Genomic DNA, 16,014 nt, shown 5'->3' on the forward strand with positions numbered 1-16,014 from the left:
ATAATTATATTATTTTAAAATTTTAATAAAACTAGGGGATGATAAAATGTGCGGTTATATATCCATATATTATAAAAATAAAAAAGCTGATGAATTACTTATAAGACAATTAACAGAAAAGATAATTCATAGAGGGCCAGATGATACAGGATATTTCATAAAAAATAATATTGCATTTGGATTCGATAGATTAAGTATAATAGATTTAGAAGGTGGTAATCAGCCATTTAAAAAGGAAAATAGAACAATTGTATTTAATGGCGAAATATATAATCATAAAGAATTAAGAACAGAGCTAAGAAAAAGTAATAAATTTATTACTAATTCAGATACTGAAGTTCTTTTAACATCATATATTAATTATGGTGAAAAATGTTTAGATAAGTTACGAGGAATGTTTACATTTATTATATATGATGAAGTAAGAAATATAATATTTGGTGCTAGAGATCATTTTGGAATAAAGCCTTTATATTATATAAATAATGAAGAGTTTATAGCATTTTCATCTGAATATAAGGCTTTAATAAAATTAATTGATAAGGTAAATGTAGATGAGGCTGTATTGCAAAATTATTTATCATTTCAATACACACCAAAATACAACACTATTATTAATGAAATTAAAGAGATTCCTAATGGAACATATTTTACAATAAAAAATGGAGATATAGAATTTAATAGATATTATAATTTAAAATTTAATAATAAAGATATAACTGAAAAGGATATTTATAATATTATAGATGATTCAGTAAAGCATCATATGATAGCAAATGTTGAAGTTGGAACATTTCTTTCAGGTGGAATAGATTCTACTATTGTTACAGCATTAGCAGCAAAAATTAATCCTAAAATTAAGACCTTTTCTATTGGATTTGATGTAGAGGGATACAATGAATTATCTGTAGCAAAGAAAACTGCAGATTATTTAGGTGTAGAAAATATAGCAGTAAATGTATCAGAACATGATTATATAAGAGCCCTTCCAAGGGTTGCTTATTATATGGATGATCCATTAGCGGATCCGTCTTGTGTTGGAATTTATTTATTATCACAAGAAGCTAGAAAACATGTGAAAGTAGTTTTATCAGGAGAAGGATCGGATGAATTATTTGGTGGATATAATATTTATAAGGAATATTATAGTCTTAAGCCTTTTTCATATTTGTCAGATAATATAAAAGATAGGATTAATAAGTTAGCTAAATTACTTCCTGATATAAGAGGAAAAAGTTATTTGTTAAGAGGAACTACTAAGTTAAAGGATAGATACATAGGAAATGCTAAAATATTTAGCGATGAAGAAGTAAAAAATATAATGTGCAATTATGATGAGAACAATACTTTTAGTAGTATTTTAACAGATTTATATGAAGAATGTAATATAAATAATTATGATAATGTTACAACAATGCAATACATAGATATTAATACATGGCTAGAAGGTGATATTTTATTAAAGGCAGATAAAATGTCTATGGCACATTCCTTAGAGCTAAGAGTACCATTTTTAGATAAAGAAGTTTTACAATGTGCTAAAAGCTTAACATTAGATCAAAAGGTAAGCAAACATAATACAAAGGTTTTATTAAGGGAAGCATTTAAAGATATAGTACCACCTTATATGAAAGAAAAGAAAAAATTAGGTTTTCCAACTCCTATAAGAGTATGGTTAAAGAATGATTTAGGAAAGTATGTTAGAACAATAATTACTAATGCAAATGTTGATAAATTAATAAATAAAAAATATGCATTAAATTTATTAGATGAGCATATTCAAGGTAAAAAGGATAATTCACGAAAGGTTTGGACTGTATTTATGTTTTGTTTATGGTATGAATTATATATAGAAGGAAAATCCATAAATGAATTAGAGATATATAACGAACAGGGTAATGACTACAAATTAGCATAAATAATATTGGGTATTAGTTAAAATTAAAAATTTTAATATATTAATATGAATTAAGTGAAGTGGAAGAAGAAAATCTACTTCACTTTTATTATGTTTAATATTAATAAATTGTAATAATTTAATTTATATTAATGTAATATTCGAATTTTATACTATGGTTATAATAGAAAATCAAGTGGAGGACGAGTAAGATGGCACTTATAGAAGTTAAGAATTTATGTAAAGTATATGGTAGTGGAGAAACAAAGGTAGAAGCCTTAAAGAATATAAATTTAAATATTGAGCAAGGTGAATTTGTAGCAATAGTTGGACCATCAGGTTCTGGTAAAAGTACATTATTACATTTATTAGGTGGAGTAGATAAACCTAGTTCTGGAGAAGTAATAATAAAAGAGGAAAGTATTTATAAATTAAAGGAAAAAGAATTGTCAATTTTAAGAAGAAGAAAGTTAGGGTTTGTATTTCAATTTTTTAACTTAATACCAGTTTTAACTGCAGAAGAAAATATTGAAATGCCAGTTCTTTTAGATAATGGAAAGATAGATAAAAATTATATGAATGAGCTTTTGAAATTATTAGGATTAGAAGAAAGAAGAGATCATCATCCATCAGAGTTATCAGGAGGACAGCAGCAAAGGGTTTCTATAGGAAGAGCTTTAGCTAATAAGCCATCAATTATTTTAGCAGATGAACCTACAGGAAATCTTGATTCTAAAAATTCAAAGGAAGTATTAGAACTTTTAAAATATTGTGCAAAAAAATATAATCAAACATTAATTTTAATTACACATGATATTAATATAGCAAAATCTGCAGATAGAGTTATTACTATTGAGGATGGACAAATAACTACTGATGAGGTGATTAAATAATGAGAAGTTATAGTGATATTACTTTAAAGTATTTAAAGAAAAATAAGAAGAGAAGTATATTTACTATTATAGGTATAATACTTTCATTGGCGCTTATTAGTGGAGTTGGATTTTTAGGCTTAAGCTTTAGAGACTTTATGTATGATAGGGCTATTAGGGGAGATGGAGATTATGAGTTTGCTTTTTTCGATGTTGATAAAAGGGTAATTTCTATATTAAGAAATGATGTAGATTTAGATAAAGTTGGAGTTAGTGCAAATGAAGGGAGTGGATCTTATAGGATAGATGGAAATGATGATAGTGAAATTTTTATTATTAGTGAGGATACAATTACTTTAAATGAAATATTTAATCATGAATTAACAGAAGGAAGATTGCCTAAGGAAAGTTCGGAGTTAATTATAGATAGTAAGGCTAAAGAATACTTAGGATTAAGTATAAACGATAAAGTTAAGTTTGAAGAAATAACTTATAAAGATGGTAAAGAAGTAAAGACTAATAACTTTAAAGAGTATACTATTGTTGGATTTTCAAAAGAGAGCTTTATCTCAGATGGAACATGGTTTAATGCAGTAACTTATTTAGATGAAATAAAAAATAATAAAAGTTATGATATTAAATTTACAGTTAAAGATATCAAAAACAAAAGAGACGTGGCTATGAGTAAAGCAAATAGGTTAAAATTAGATGAAATTAAAATGTATAGTAATAATGAGTTATTATCATTGCGTGGACAAACAGAGTATACAGGAATTAATACTGTAATTAATGGAGTAGTTGTATTTGTAATAGGAATAATTGTAGTTGCTACTATATTTTTAATTTACAATGCAATAAATATTTCTGTGACAGAGAGAATGACTGAATTTGGAATATTAAGAAGTATAGGGGCAACTCCAAGTCAAGTAAGTAGATTAGTTATTAGGGAATCTTTAGCTTTATGTTTGATGTCAATACCTTTTGGAATAGTATCAGGATTTATAGGTGTATGGACTACTGTTAAGTTATTAGAAAGCAAGATAACAATGATGATTGGAGATGGAGAGGGAATATTAGCAGTTAAATTTTATCCAAGTATAATATTATTTACTACAATAATAGGAACAATAACAATATTTATAGCATCTTTTGGTCCAGCAAAAAAAGCTGGAAAGGTATCTCCTATAAATGTAATAAAAGGTAATACAAGTAATGAGAAAATAAAATATTATAATGGTAAAATTATTAGAAAAATATTTGGTGTTGAAGGTTGGATTGCCTATAAAAATATAAGAAAAAATTCTAAGAGATTTATAGTTACAATTCTTTCATTAAGTATATCTTTAATAATGTTTATTACTTTTACAACTTTAAATATGAAGAGAATAGAGGAACTTAATTATATAAATAAAAGCAGTATAACTCATGGTGAAGTTTATGCAAATAGTGAAAATAGTAGTGAAATAGAAGATAAATTAAATAAAATTGAGGGAATAGGGGAAAAGTTTATTCAAGCAAGAACAGGAGTATCATTTTTAGCTTTGGATTTAAATTTAATTTCAGATGAGTTTAAAGAAAAGTTTTCTTACGAGGTAGATGAATTTTTAAGTAATGTTCAAATTTATGGATTTGATGATAATTCATTAAAAGAAATAGGTATCACGGATGGTTTAAAAGAAAATGAAGTAATATTAGTTAATAGTAGAGCTCAGTATGATGAAAATGGTAAACTAGAAAGTATTGATATAACTAAATTAAAAGAAGGCGATACATTTAAAGTACCAGTAAGTAATTTTGATAAATTTAGTGATGAAAATGATACTGATAATTTATTAAAAGATAAGGCAGAAGATAAATGTATAGAATTTAAGGTTAAGAAAGTTATTGATAAAGATCCATTTGAACAAGGGTATAATTATAATTTTACAATAATAATGGGATATAACGATTACGAAAAAGTTACAAGTGAGTTATATTTAAATAAATGGATAAAGTTTAGATATAGTGATATGAGTAATAAAGAATTAACAGAAGAAGCATCAAAATCAGTTCGTGAAATTGCAGATAATTATGGAGTAACTTTTAATGATTTAAATGAAGATAATAAGATGCAACAACAAATGTGGACTGTTATAAATGTATTTGTTTATGGTTTTATTGTTATGGTAAGCTTAATAGGAATAGTTAATGTTATAAACACTATTTCACTTAATATACTTCTAAAGAAAATGGAGTTTGGAACATTAGGGACTATAGGGATGACTAGAATGCAGTTAACAAAGATGGTATTACTAGAAGGTATTCTTCATGGAGTATTTTCATCTGTAATTGGAGGGCTTTTATCTGTAGGACTAGTGTTAATAGCACTTAAAATAATAGATTTTGGTTTTACAGTTTCAACTAAAATATACTGGCAGCCATTTGTAATAGGATTTGCAATTAATTTAATAATAGTTCTTATAGCTTCATTAATTCCTTTAAATAAGCTTAAGAAGATGAATTTAGTAGAAACTATAAGAAATGTTGAGTAATAATAGTTAAAATTGGTATAATTAAATATAAAATTAAAAAATAGGAGCAGTTATCATCTGCTCCTATTTGGTATGAATAGGGGGAATTAATATTATGGTAAAAATATTATTTATAGAGGATGATTTACCATTAGCATTAGGAATGGAATATACATTAAAACAAGAAGGGTTTGATGTAGTTCATACTAAGAATTTAAGTGAGGCTAGAGATAAATATAAAAATAATGAATTTAACATAATACTATTAGATGTAATGCTACCAGATGGAACAGGATATGAACTTTGCAAAGAAATAAGAGAAAATAGTGAAATACCTATAATATTTATGACTGCATGTGATGAAGAAGGTAATATAGTTATGGGATTAGATATGGGGGGAGATGACTATGTGACTAAGCCTATAAGAGTTAAAGAATTAGTATCTAGAATAAATGCAGTTTTAAGAAGAAAAAGAGTAGAAACTAAAAAAGAAGAAAATAGTAATAGGATTATAAGTGGAGATATAGATGTTGAATTACTAAAATATAAAGTCCATAAAAAAGGACAAGTTATTGATCTTACAACTATTGAATATAAACTATTATTGCTTTTAATAAAGAATAAGGGAAATGTATTAGAAAGAAATTTATTATTAGAAAGGCTATGGGATACTGATGGTAATTTTGTTGATGGAAATGCCTTAACAGTTTACATAAAGAGGTTAAGAGAAAAAGTTGAAGATGATATAAAAAATCCTATATACATAGAAACAGTAAGAGGAATAGGATATAGATGGGCTAAAGAAGCTAAGGAGGTATAATATATGAGGTTACTTAAAAATAAGGAAGTAAAACTTATTATAATAACTAGCCTTATAACCTTTTTAGTATTTTTAACAGCTTTTATTTTTATAACATACAATTGGTTTAATGATATAAATAAAAAATATATTGATCAAAATACGGCTTTAGTTGGAGTAATAATTGAAAATAATCCTGAAATTGAAGAAGAAATAGTTCCAATAATAACTAAAGGAAATATAAATGAGTACTATGAATTAGGAAACAATATTTTAGATAAATATTATTACAATGAAAATTTAAATCCAATAAAAAATCCAATTCTTAAGGATAGTTATAGCAATTTGAAGTTAACTATAATATTATTATGGATATTATTTTTTATAGTAGCTATGATATTAATTTTAAAGATTATTTCACCAATATTTAATAATATAAAAAAGTTGGGTGAAAGAGCTGATGAAATGGTTGAAGGAAATTTTAATTCTACAGAACTTAAATTTGAGGAAGGTGACTTTTATGTATTTTATAATAAGTTTATTCATATGGGAGAAAGACTTGAAAATGCATTAAAAGATTTAAAAGATGAAAAAATAAATTTAAAAGATATAATAAATGATATATCACATCAATTAAAAACACCACTTTCAGCTTTAATAGCTTATAATGATATATTAAAAAATCATGAAAATATGGATATTGAAACAAAAAGCAAATTTATAGAAATGACGTCTGAGCAATTAGATAGAATGGATTGGCTTATAACAACACTACTTAAATATGCAAGAATAGAAAGTAATGCAGTAAGTTATAATAAAGAAATGATACCAATTAGTGAAAGTATAAGGTATGCTATAGAACCATTAAAAGTAAGTGCTAATAATAAAAAACAAAGCATAGAGTTAGACTTTAATAGTGAAGGATATTATTTTCATGATAAAAAATGGATTGCTGAAAGTTTAAGTAATATAATAAAAAATGCTATAGAACATACTGATATTAATGGTAAAATCAAAATTACCCTTGAAGAAACACCCATGTCTATTAGTATTACAATAAGTGATAATGGCGAAGGTATTGAAAAATCTGAACTTAAAAATATATTTAAGAGATTTTATAAGGGTAAAAATTCTATAAATCCTAAGAGTATAGGAATTGGACTATCATTAAGCAAAAAGATAATAGAAGCACATGGTGGTAGTATAACGGCAGAAAGTGAGCTTGGAAAAGGAACAAATTTTAATATAATATTATTGAAAGTAATAGTATAAGGAGAAAAAATATGACAAAAGATAAAATTGAAGAATTAAAAGAAAGTTTTGATACATTAGTAGAGTTAGGAATAATTTTTCACTATGGTAGTGAAGAGATAGAACAAGGAGAAATTACTGAAATTGAATTTACTGAAGATGATACTGTTAAATTGGAATTAGATGAATATACTGAAGTTGAAGTTGATTTACAAGATTTTATAGAAAATCACTCAAAGGAAGGAAATAACTATCATACTTGGAATGCAAGTAGGGAATTTGATAATTTATTAGAGTCATAATAATAAAATGCGCATCGATAAAACGGTGCGCATATTTTAATTTGCTATTCAGATATAATGTTTTCTTCTGTATCTGTATTAGGAAGAGCTTGATCATCTTTAAGTCTAACGGATTCCATATGCCAGTGGCCTTTATCATCTTCAATAAAAGTTCCTATTAAATATGTTTTTTTATAGGGTTTTTCATAGGCAAAACCGTATGCTTCAATTTCTATTTTATTATCAACCTTCGATATTACGGACATAGATTCTACCTCTATTAATCTAAGAGACTTATCTTTCCAATGAGTAAAATAATAATCAACTGAATAAAGAAAATTAGAACATCTATAAGATACATACATATTTTTTATGGAGGTTCCTATAATAAATAATGTCAACAATAGAATGCCTATTGCAATAATTTTTCTATTTCTTTGTATTTTCTTTTTTTTATGATTGATTTTAATTAAATTTTGTTTTTTTACTGCAGAAACAGTGTTCATACGCTAACCTCCACAAAGAAATCTTTAAGGAAACTCCTACTATCTTTGTTGTAGGAGTACACTAAAGTGTACCTTTAACTTACCAAATTAAAATTTGGAGTTGCAGGCAAGTTCCATTAGCTAAATCAAGATTTAGAATCTCACTTATAATTATATATTACCATATTATGTAAATAAGTAAAGAAAATATTGTATATTTGGAATACTAACCATATAATTAAGATAAAACATTCTTTGTTTTAGGATGTGCATTTTACCAACTTTAAATAAACATTTTTAAATAAAATAATAAAAGTTTTATAATTATGTTTACTAAAATTAAATTCATAAAATGAATTTCAGTTTATGAATAGAAAAATACGGATAAAGATAAGACGAAAAGGAGAATATTATTATGGATTATTCAAGCTTAATATTAATGGAAAGAGACAATGAAACAGGATTTGTAACAAAAGAACTTGGAAGTTATAAGGTTTCAGAAGGAGCAGAACATATAAAAGGTTTTTATGTTAAAGGAGATAATGTTTATATAAAATTTGATACAAATAAGGATGTTGAAGAATGGGAATACTCTGCAATATATGATGTATTTAATATGGAGTTATTTGAAAATGAAGGGTTTGAAATTGAAGAAGTTGAGGATGAATATAATCCAACATTTTTAATTAATTTTAAATATAAGGATGATCATGAATACATTGAAGAAAAATTATCTCTTTCTATAGAGTTAATAGAAGAAGCTATGGAAAAAGCCTTTAATGATATTGAAGGTAAAGAAGAAGAATACCAATAAAAATAGAAAGGAGAGGCCTATATAGATAGGCTGAAGGTGGGCTATGGAAAGTAAGGTTTTAAAGAAAAGAGAGGAAATACAAGAACAAGATAAGTGGAGTATTAATGAAATATACTCTAATGATGAGATTTGGGAAAAAGAATATAAAGAATTACAAGAAGAAGCACCAAAACTTAAAGAGTTTGAAGGAAAGCTTGGAGACGGAGAAACTTTAATAAGATATTTTGAAGTAAATGAAAAGGTATCAAGAAAAGCAGAAAAAATTTATATTTATGCACATTTAAGATGTGATGAAGACACAAGTAATACAAAGTATCAAGCAATGATGAATAAAATTGATGCTTATATGGCTGAGTATGCTACTTATACAGCTTATGTGGTGCCAGAAATTTTATCTCTTCCAGATGGAATAATAGAAAAACAAATGGAAGAATTAAAGGGACTTGAACCATATAAGTTCTTATTAGAAAATATTCTAAAAGAAAAACCACACGTATTAGATAAAAAAGAAGAAGAGTTACTTGCTGCAGCTTCAGATTGTTTAGATGCACCATCATCTATACATAATATTATGACAAATGCTGATATGAAGTTCGGTAATATTAAAGATGAAGATGGAGAAGAAGTTGAGTTAACAGAAGGAAACTATTCTTCATTTATTAAATCAAAGGATAGAGAAGTTAGAAAAGAAGCATTTAAGGGATTATTCAAAGAATATAAAGCTTTTGAAAATACATTAGCAACAACTCTTTCTAGTTCAATAAAAGTATTTAATTTTGGAGCTAAAGTAAGAAATTATAATAGTGCATTAGAAGCATCATTAAAACCAAATGATATTCCTCTAGAAGTATATACTAATGCTATAAAAACTATAGATGATAATCTTTCATCACTTCATAGATATGTAGGATTAAAGAAAAAATTATTAGGTCTTGATGAGATGCATATGTATGATTTATATGTTCCTGTAATTGAAATTCCTAAGGAAAGAGTAGAATTTGATGATGCAGTTAAAATGGCAATTGAAGGATTACAACCTTTAGGAAAAGAGTATTTAGATATATTCCAAGAAGGAATTAACGGTGGATGGATAGATAAATATATAAATAAGGGAAAACGTGGTGGAGCATATTCATGGGGTGGATATGATACTAAACCTTATGTTTTATTAAATTATAATTATGAACTTAATGATGTATCAACTTTAGTTCATGAAATGGGTCACTCAATTCATTCTTATTATTCAAGAAAAGAACAAAGTTACTATTATGCAGGTTATACATTATTCTGTGCAGAAGTTGCTTCAACTACTAATGAAGCATTATTAATTCATCATTTAATAAATAAAGAAACTGATAAAAAGAAAAAGTTATATTTAATAAATCAAGAGTTAGAGCAAATAAGAACTACTGTATTTAGACAATTAATGTTTGCTGAATTTGAACTTTATACACATGAAAGCTTTGAAAAAGGTATTCCATTAACAGCAAAGGACTATAATGCAAAATGGCATGAATTAAATGTTAAATACTTTGGACCAGAAATGGTAGTTGATTCTGAAATTGATGTTGAATGGTCAAGAATACCACATTTCTATAGTGACTTCTATGTATATCAATATGCAACAGGATATGCAGCTGCATCTGCATTTGCTAAGAGTATATTAGACAAACAACCTAATGCAGTTGAAAAATATGTTGGATTCTTAAAGAGTGGCGGAAGTGATTATCCAATAGAAATTTTAAAGAAAGCAGGAGTAGATATGACAACATCTAAGCCATTAGAAGCAACTATTGATAGATTTAATGAATTATTAGATATGTTAGAGAAAGAAATTTAATTATGAACAAAGTAGAAAATACTTTATTTAGTGAGCTAACAAAGCAAGCTGGGTTTTATATAAAGGATTATTATAGTGAAACTTTAAAAGAGAATAAATGGATAGCTATAATGGAAAATGAAGATTTTATTTATGCTGTAGTAGTATGTAAAAATAATGAAGAAAATTTTATATATTATGAAGCAATGAGTTTTTTAGAAAAGGTATATTCTAAAAAAATATCCCTAAATATAGTTATATGTACAGAAGAAAGCTATGAATCATTAATTCAGCAAAGTTATAATAAATTAATTTATTCAGAAAAAGAAAAGCAAGTAGTTTACAGCGATAATAGCTGTAAACCACTTGTTTCTATACTTAATTATAGTATGGAAAAGCAAAAGACAAGTAATTTTAAAGTAAAATACAAAGAAAGCCTAGTTACGTATATATTAATATGTGTAAATATTTTAATTTTTATAATTACAGCTTTTTTATCTAAAAGTATATATAATATTAATTCATATACACTTATAGAATTAGGTGCTAAGGTAAATGTTTTAATTAATAATGGACAGCCTTGGAGGTTAATAACATGTACATTTTTACATGGTGGACTAGCACATATAGCATTTAATATGTATGCACTTAAAATTATTGGATCAGAAGTAGAATATGTATATGGAAAAATTAAATATATAGTTATATATTTAATTTCAGCTTTAGGGGGCAGTATATTTAGTTATTTATTTAATGCTAATTCAATAAGTGTAGGAGCATCAGGAGCAATATTTGGACTTTTAGGAGCTATGATTATTTTTGGAATAAGACATAAAAATAAAATTGGAAAAGCATATATAATAAACTTATTTAAAGTTTTACTCATAAATATATTTATAGGAGTTACACTAAGTAATATAGATAATGGTGCTCATATTGGTGGGTTAATATTTGGATGTATTTCCGCTTTAGCAGTAAAAGATAAAAAATATGGTAATTTACAAAGGAGTATGTTGATGAATTTATTAGAGGATAAGGCTTTAAGATTAAATTTAATATCAATGGTATTATTAGTTGTTACAGCAATATATGATTTTATTTTTAGGGGTGGAGAAAAGCTTTTTAGAATAGGATTAATGGCAGCTACTTTATGGATAATGTATTTTGTTTATAAAAAAACCTTTTTAAGAAAAGCAAGAATAAGTTTTTATTTGATTTATTCTTTTATTATTGGGGCAATGTATTTAGGAAATGTATTTGATTTTTATATAATTATTCCTATGTATGATAAAATATTGCATTTATTATCAGGACTTATTATTGGATTGATAGGATATATATTATTTTTACACGTAAGTAATGGAAATATAGATAATTCATTTAAAAGATATATGCCTATGTTATTTTCTGTAATATTTTCCATAGCAGGTGCTGCAGTGTGGGAAATATGGGAATTTTCAACTGATCAATTGCTAGGATTTGCATCTCAAAATAATAGTTTACATGACACTATGTGGGATATAATATGCGGAACCATTATGGGGATAGTTGCTAATGTTCCTATTTACTTATATTATATAAAAGGAAAAAAAATAAAATTTATTGAAAATATAAATAAACAAATAAATGAAAGTAAAAATAAGTAGAAATAGTATTACTATTTCTACTTATTTTTTATGGTTTTAAGAAAATATTAAGAAAATAGTAGATAAATGTTAATAAAGAATTAAGTTTCTATAATAAAATTGTTATATAATTAAGAGTATAATGAAAGAAAAGATAGAGTATGCAAAATACTAAAGATGGAAAAATAAAAATAGGAGAGTGGAGAATGTTTAATTTTTTTAAAACAATAGATAATAAAGGTTTAAAGTACATAAGTGAGAAATGCAAAAATAGAACATTTGATAGAATAATGCCTATTATAACCATTATGGGGAATTTAGGAATAATATGGTTTATTATATCAAGTTTAATGTTCTTAAAGGTTGAATATAGAATTATTGGTGTTGGTGTTATTTTAGCTTTAATATTAACTACAATAATTGGTGAAGGTATAATAAAACACATAGTTAGAAGAAATAGACCATTCCAAAATAAAGAAGAAAAGTTATTAATAAATAAACCTATAACATACTCATTTCCATCAGGACATACAGCATCTTCATTTGCAGCTTTAGCAGTTTTTTTACAAATGAATGGAAAGTTAGGATTAATAATGAGTCCTATTGCAACATTAATTGCATTTTCAAGAGTTTATTTAAAAGTACATTATCCAACGGATGTAATTTTTGGAATGCTTTTAGGATTTACTTGTGGTATAACTGTAGTTTCTTTTTTAGGGAGAATGGTTTTTTAATATTTAAAATTATGTGATATAATAGTAAATTGATTATAGAAATTATATTGTTAGGGGGACCTTAAATGAATATTCTTATTTTGTCAGCATCGACTGGTGGCGGACATATGAGGGCATCTAAAGCGATAGAGGGTTATATGACCCAAAAAAATAAAGATATAAATGTTAAAATAGTAGATAGTTTATTGTATATAAGTCCAATATTAAATAAAACAGTAACAAGTGGATATGTTTATTTAGCAACTAAGACTCCTAGATTATATGGAAAGCTATATGATTTAACTAATAAGGATCATAAGTTAGCTAACTTTGTAACTAGACTTAACAATATATTTGCAAATAAGTTATTACCGTTAATAGATGATTTTAAGCCAGACGTTATTATAACAACACATCCATTTCCAACTGAAATGGTATCAAGATTAAAGTCTAAAAGAGAAATAAATATACCATTAATATGTATAATGACTGATTATGCACCACATAAGGCATGGATAAATGATAAGGTAGATGCATATATTGTGGCTAATGATGATATGGTTGCTAAAATGGCTTCAGAGGGAGTAGATGCAAGATGTATTTATCCTTATGGAATACCTGTAGATGAAGTGTTTTTTGAAGAGAAAGAAAAACAATTAGTAATTGAAGAATTAGGTCTTAATAAAAACTTACCAACAATATTAATGATGGCAGGAAGTTTTGGAGTATCAAATGTTTTTGAGGTTTATGAAAATATAATCGATATAGATTTAGATTTTCAAATAATATTAGTTACAGGAAGAAATCAAAAGCTATATAAGCATTTTGAAGAAGTAATAGGTAATAGCCCTAAAAAAACAAAGCTTATATATTTTACAGATGAAATTAATAAATTTATGCAAGCATCAGACATAATAATTACAAAACCAGGAGGATTAACAGTTACAGAAGCATTAGCTTGTAATATTCCAATGGCAGTTTTTGATGCGATTCCAGGGCAAGAGGAAGAAAATGCAGAGTTTTTATTAAAGCATAATATGGCTGTAAGAATTAAAGATGGAAATAGCTGTAGAGAAGCTATTGTAGAATTATTAAAAGACGGTGAAAAACTAGAGGATATGAAGGAAGCTTGCAAGTCTTTTGATAAAAATGATTCTACAAAGAACATATTCCTATTAATTAATGAATTAATAGAAAATAATTTTATAATGAATGAGAAATAGTTTGAAAAAGTTGTGCTTAATAATATTGCACAACTTTTTTATATTTTTTTTAAAATTATCTTTTAAAATTATAAAAATAGGATTATTATATTAATTAGGATTACTATATTAATAAATATATTAATATAAATTTATTAATATAAGAAAAAAATCATATAAATAATACATTTATATGTAAAAAAAATCCAAAAAATATTAATTATAAATGGTAATAAAAATTAAGGGGGAAAAACTTATGACAGGAAAAGAATATGTTTTAAGTGTTTTAGAGCAAGTAGAAAAGAGAAACAATAACGAGAAGGAATTCTTAGACGCTGTAAAAGAAGTTGCACTTTCATTAGCACCAGTTTTTGATAAGCATCCAGAATATATTTCAGAAGGATTATTAGAAAGAATTGTAGAACCTGAAAGACAAATTATGTTTAGAGTTCCTTGGATAGATGATGAAGGAAAAGTACAAGTTAATAGAGGATATAGAATTCAATTTAACAGTGCTATAGGTCCTTATAAAGGTGGATTAAGATTCCATCCAACAGTTAATTCAAGCATAATTAAATTTTTAGGATTCGAGCAAATATTTAAGAATTCATTAACAGGACTACCTATTGGTGGGGGAAAAGGTGGTTCAGATTTTGATCCAAAAGGAAAATCAGATAGAGAAGTAATGAGATTCTGTCAAAGTTTTATGGCTGAATTATGTAAGCATATAGGGTTAGACACAGACGTACCAGCAGGAGATATTGGTGTTGGTGGTAGAGAAATTGGATATATGTATGGATACTATAAAAAAATAAGAAATGCTAATGACCAAGGTGTTTTAACAGGAAAAGGATTAGCTTATGGTGGAAGTTTAACAAGAACTGAAGCAACAGGATATGGATTAGTTTATTTTACTGAAGAAATGATGAAAGATAATAATCTTTCATTAGCTGGAAAGAAAGTTGTAATTTCAGGTTCTGGAAATGTTGCTATATATGCAACTCAAAAAGCAACTCAATTAGGAGCTAAGGTTATTGCGTTAAGTGATTCAAATGGATATATATATGATGAAAATGGGGTTAATCTTGAGGTAGTAAAGGAAATTAAGGAAGTTAAGAGAGGAAGAATCAAAGAATATTTAGAGTATGTTCCTTCTGCTAAATATTTTGAAGGTTGTAGAGATATCTGGACTATAAAATGTGATGTAGCGCTTCCATGTGCAACTCAAGGTGAAATAGATGAAAAATCAGCTAAGATTTTAGTTGAAAATGGAACTAAGGTAGTGGCTGAAGGAGCTAATATGCCAAGTACATTAGAGGCTATTGAAGTGTTCCAAAGCAATGGAGTATTATTTGGACCAGCTAAGGCTGCAAATGCAGGTGGGGTTGCTTGTTCAGCTTTAGAAATGTCTCAAAATAGTATGAGAATGTCTTGGAGTTTTGAAGAAGTAGATGCTAAGCTTAAAAATATTATGATTAATATTTATAATAATTCAGCAGCTGCTGCAAAGGAATATGGTGAAGAAGGAAATATCTTAATGGGAGCTAATATAGCTGGATTTAAGAAAGTTGCTGATGCTATGATGGCACAAGGTATAGTATAGTTAATTAGAGTTAATAGCTTAGAAAATTAGGGATTATTATAAAAATCAAATTGCTTTATAGTTTAAATAATTATAAGGTAATTTGATTTTTTATTTTAATTGTATTATAAAAAATTAGAAATTTAAGTTTACCAATATACACT

The 16,014-nt window shown here is 26.2% G+C and carries 13 protein-coding genes; 12 read left to right on the top strand and 1 reads right to left on the bottom strand.

Annotated elements, in window-relative coordinates:
• Positions 1 to 46 precede the first annotated feature (46 nt).
• From asnB to I2E98_RS04580, 6 genes are all read left to right on the top strand, one after another.
• Entirely contained in the window at positions 47 to 1,918 is a 1,872-nt protein-coding gene (gene asnB, locus I2E98_RS04555; protein WP_195467783.1) for an asparagine synthase (glutamine-hydrolyzing), read from the top strand.
• 191 nt (positions 1,919 to 2,109) lie between these two features.
• Positions 2,110 to 2,790, top strand: coding sequence for an ABC transporter ATP-binding protein (locus I2E98_RS04560; RefSeq protein ID WP_195467784.1), 681 nt, complete (start codon positions 2,110 to 2,112; stop codon positions 2,788 to 2,790).
• Positions 2,790 to 5,300 (top strand): FtsX-like permease family protein, encoded by a 2,511-nt coding sequence (locus I2E98_RS04565; RefSeq protein WP_195467785.1) that lies wholly within the window; start codon positions 2,790 to 2,792, stop codon positions 5,298 to 5,300. Before I2E98_RS04560 ends, I2E98_RS04565 begins: the two co-directional genes overlap by 1 nt.
• 94 nt (positions 5,301 to 5,394) lie before the next feature.
• Positions 5,395 to 6,099: a response regulator transcription factor gene (locus tag I2E98_RS04570; protein WP_195467786.1), complete on the top strand. Its 705-nt coding sequence runs from the start codon at positions 5,395 to 5,397 to the stop codon at positions 6,097 to 6,099.
• Positions 6,100 to 6,102: 3 nt separating this feature from the next.
• Complete coding sequence (locus I2E98_RS04575) at positions 6,103 to 7,350, top strand: HAMP domain-containing sensor histidine kinase (protein WP_195467787.1); 1,248 nt, start codon at positions 6,103 to 6,105, stop codon at positions 7,348 to 7,350.
• Positions 7,351 to 7,361: 11 nt separating this feature from the next.
• Entirely contained in the window at positions 7,362 to 7,631 is a 270-nt protein-coding gene (locus tag I2E98_RS04580; protein ID WP_195467788.1) for a hypothetical protein, read from the top strand.
• A gap of 44 nt (positions 7,632 to 7,675) precedes the next feature.
• On the opposite strand, the gene I2E98_RS04585 is transcribed toward I2E98_RS04580, so the two are convergent.
• Positions 7,676 to 8,116 (bottom strand): hypothetical protein, encoded by a 441-nt coding sequence (locus I2E98_RS04585; RefSeq protein WP_195467789.1) that lies wholly within the window; start codon positions 8,114 to 8,116, stop codon positions 7,676 to 7,678.
• A 394-nt stretch (positions 8,117 to 8,510) separates the two neighbouring features.
• Between I2E98_RS04585 and I2E98_RS04590 the strand changes: the two genes are divergently transcribed.
• From I2E98_RS04590 to gdhA, 6 genes are all read left to right on the top strand, one after another.
• Positions 8,511 to 8,909 (top strand): DUF6762 family protein, encoded by a 399-nt coding sequence (locus tag I2E98_RS04590; protein WP_195467790.1) that lies wholly within the window; start codon positions 8,511 to 8,513, stop codon positions 8,907 to 8,909.
• Positions 8,910 to 8,952: 43 nt separating this feature from the next.
• Positions 8,953 to 10,749: an oligoendopeptidase F gene (gene pepF, locus I2E98_RS04595; protein ID WP_195467791.1), complete on the top strand. Its 1,797-nt coding sequence runs from the start codon at positions 8,953 to 8,955 to the stop codon at positions 10,747 to 10,749.
• A 2-nt stretch (positions 10,750 to 10,751) separates the two neighbouring features.
• Positions 10,752 to 12,374: a rhomboid family intramembrane serine protease gene (locus I2E98_RS04600; protein ID WP_195467792.1), complete on the top strand. Its 1,623-nt coding sequence runs from the start codon at positions 10,752 to 10,754 to the stop codon at positions 12,372 to 12,374.
• 185 nt (positions 12,375 to 12,559) lie between these two features.
• Complete coding sequence (locus I2E98_RS04605) at positions 12,560 to 13,087, top strand: phosphatase PAP2 family protein (protein ID WP_195467793.1); 528 nt, start codon at positions 12,560 to 12,562, stop codon at positions 13,085 to 13,087.
• 65 nt (positions 13,088 to 13,152) lie between these two features.
• Positions 13,153 to 14,289, top strand: a complete 1,137-nt coding sequence (locus tag I2E98_RS04610; protein WP_195467794.1) for a glycosyltransferase — start codon at positions 13,153 to 13,155, stop codon at positions 14,287 to 14,289.
• A 235-nt stretch (positions 14,290 to 14,524) separates the two neighbouring features.
• On the top strand, positions 14,525 to 15,871 hold the full coding sequence (gene gdhA, locus I2E98_RS04615) for an NADP-specific glutamate dehydrogenase (RefSeq protein WP_195467795.1): 1,347 nt from the start codon (positions 14,525 to 14,527) through the stop codon (positions 15,869 to 15,871).
• Positions 15,872 to 16,014 lie beyond the last annotated feature (143 nt).

This window comes from Clostridium sp. D43t1_170807_H7 (assembly GCF_015555905.1).
Lineage (GTDB): Bacteria > Bacillota > Clostridia > Clostridiales > Clostridiaceae > Clostridium.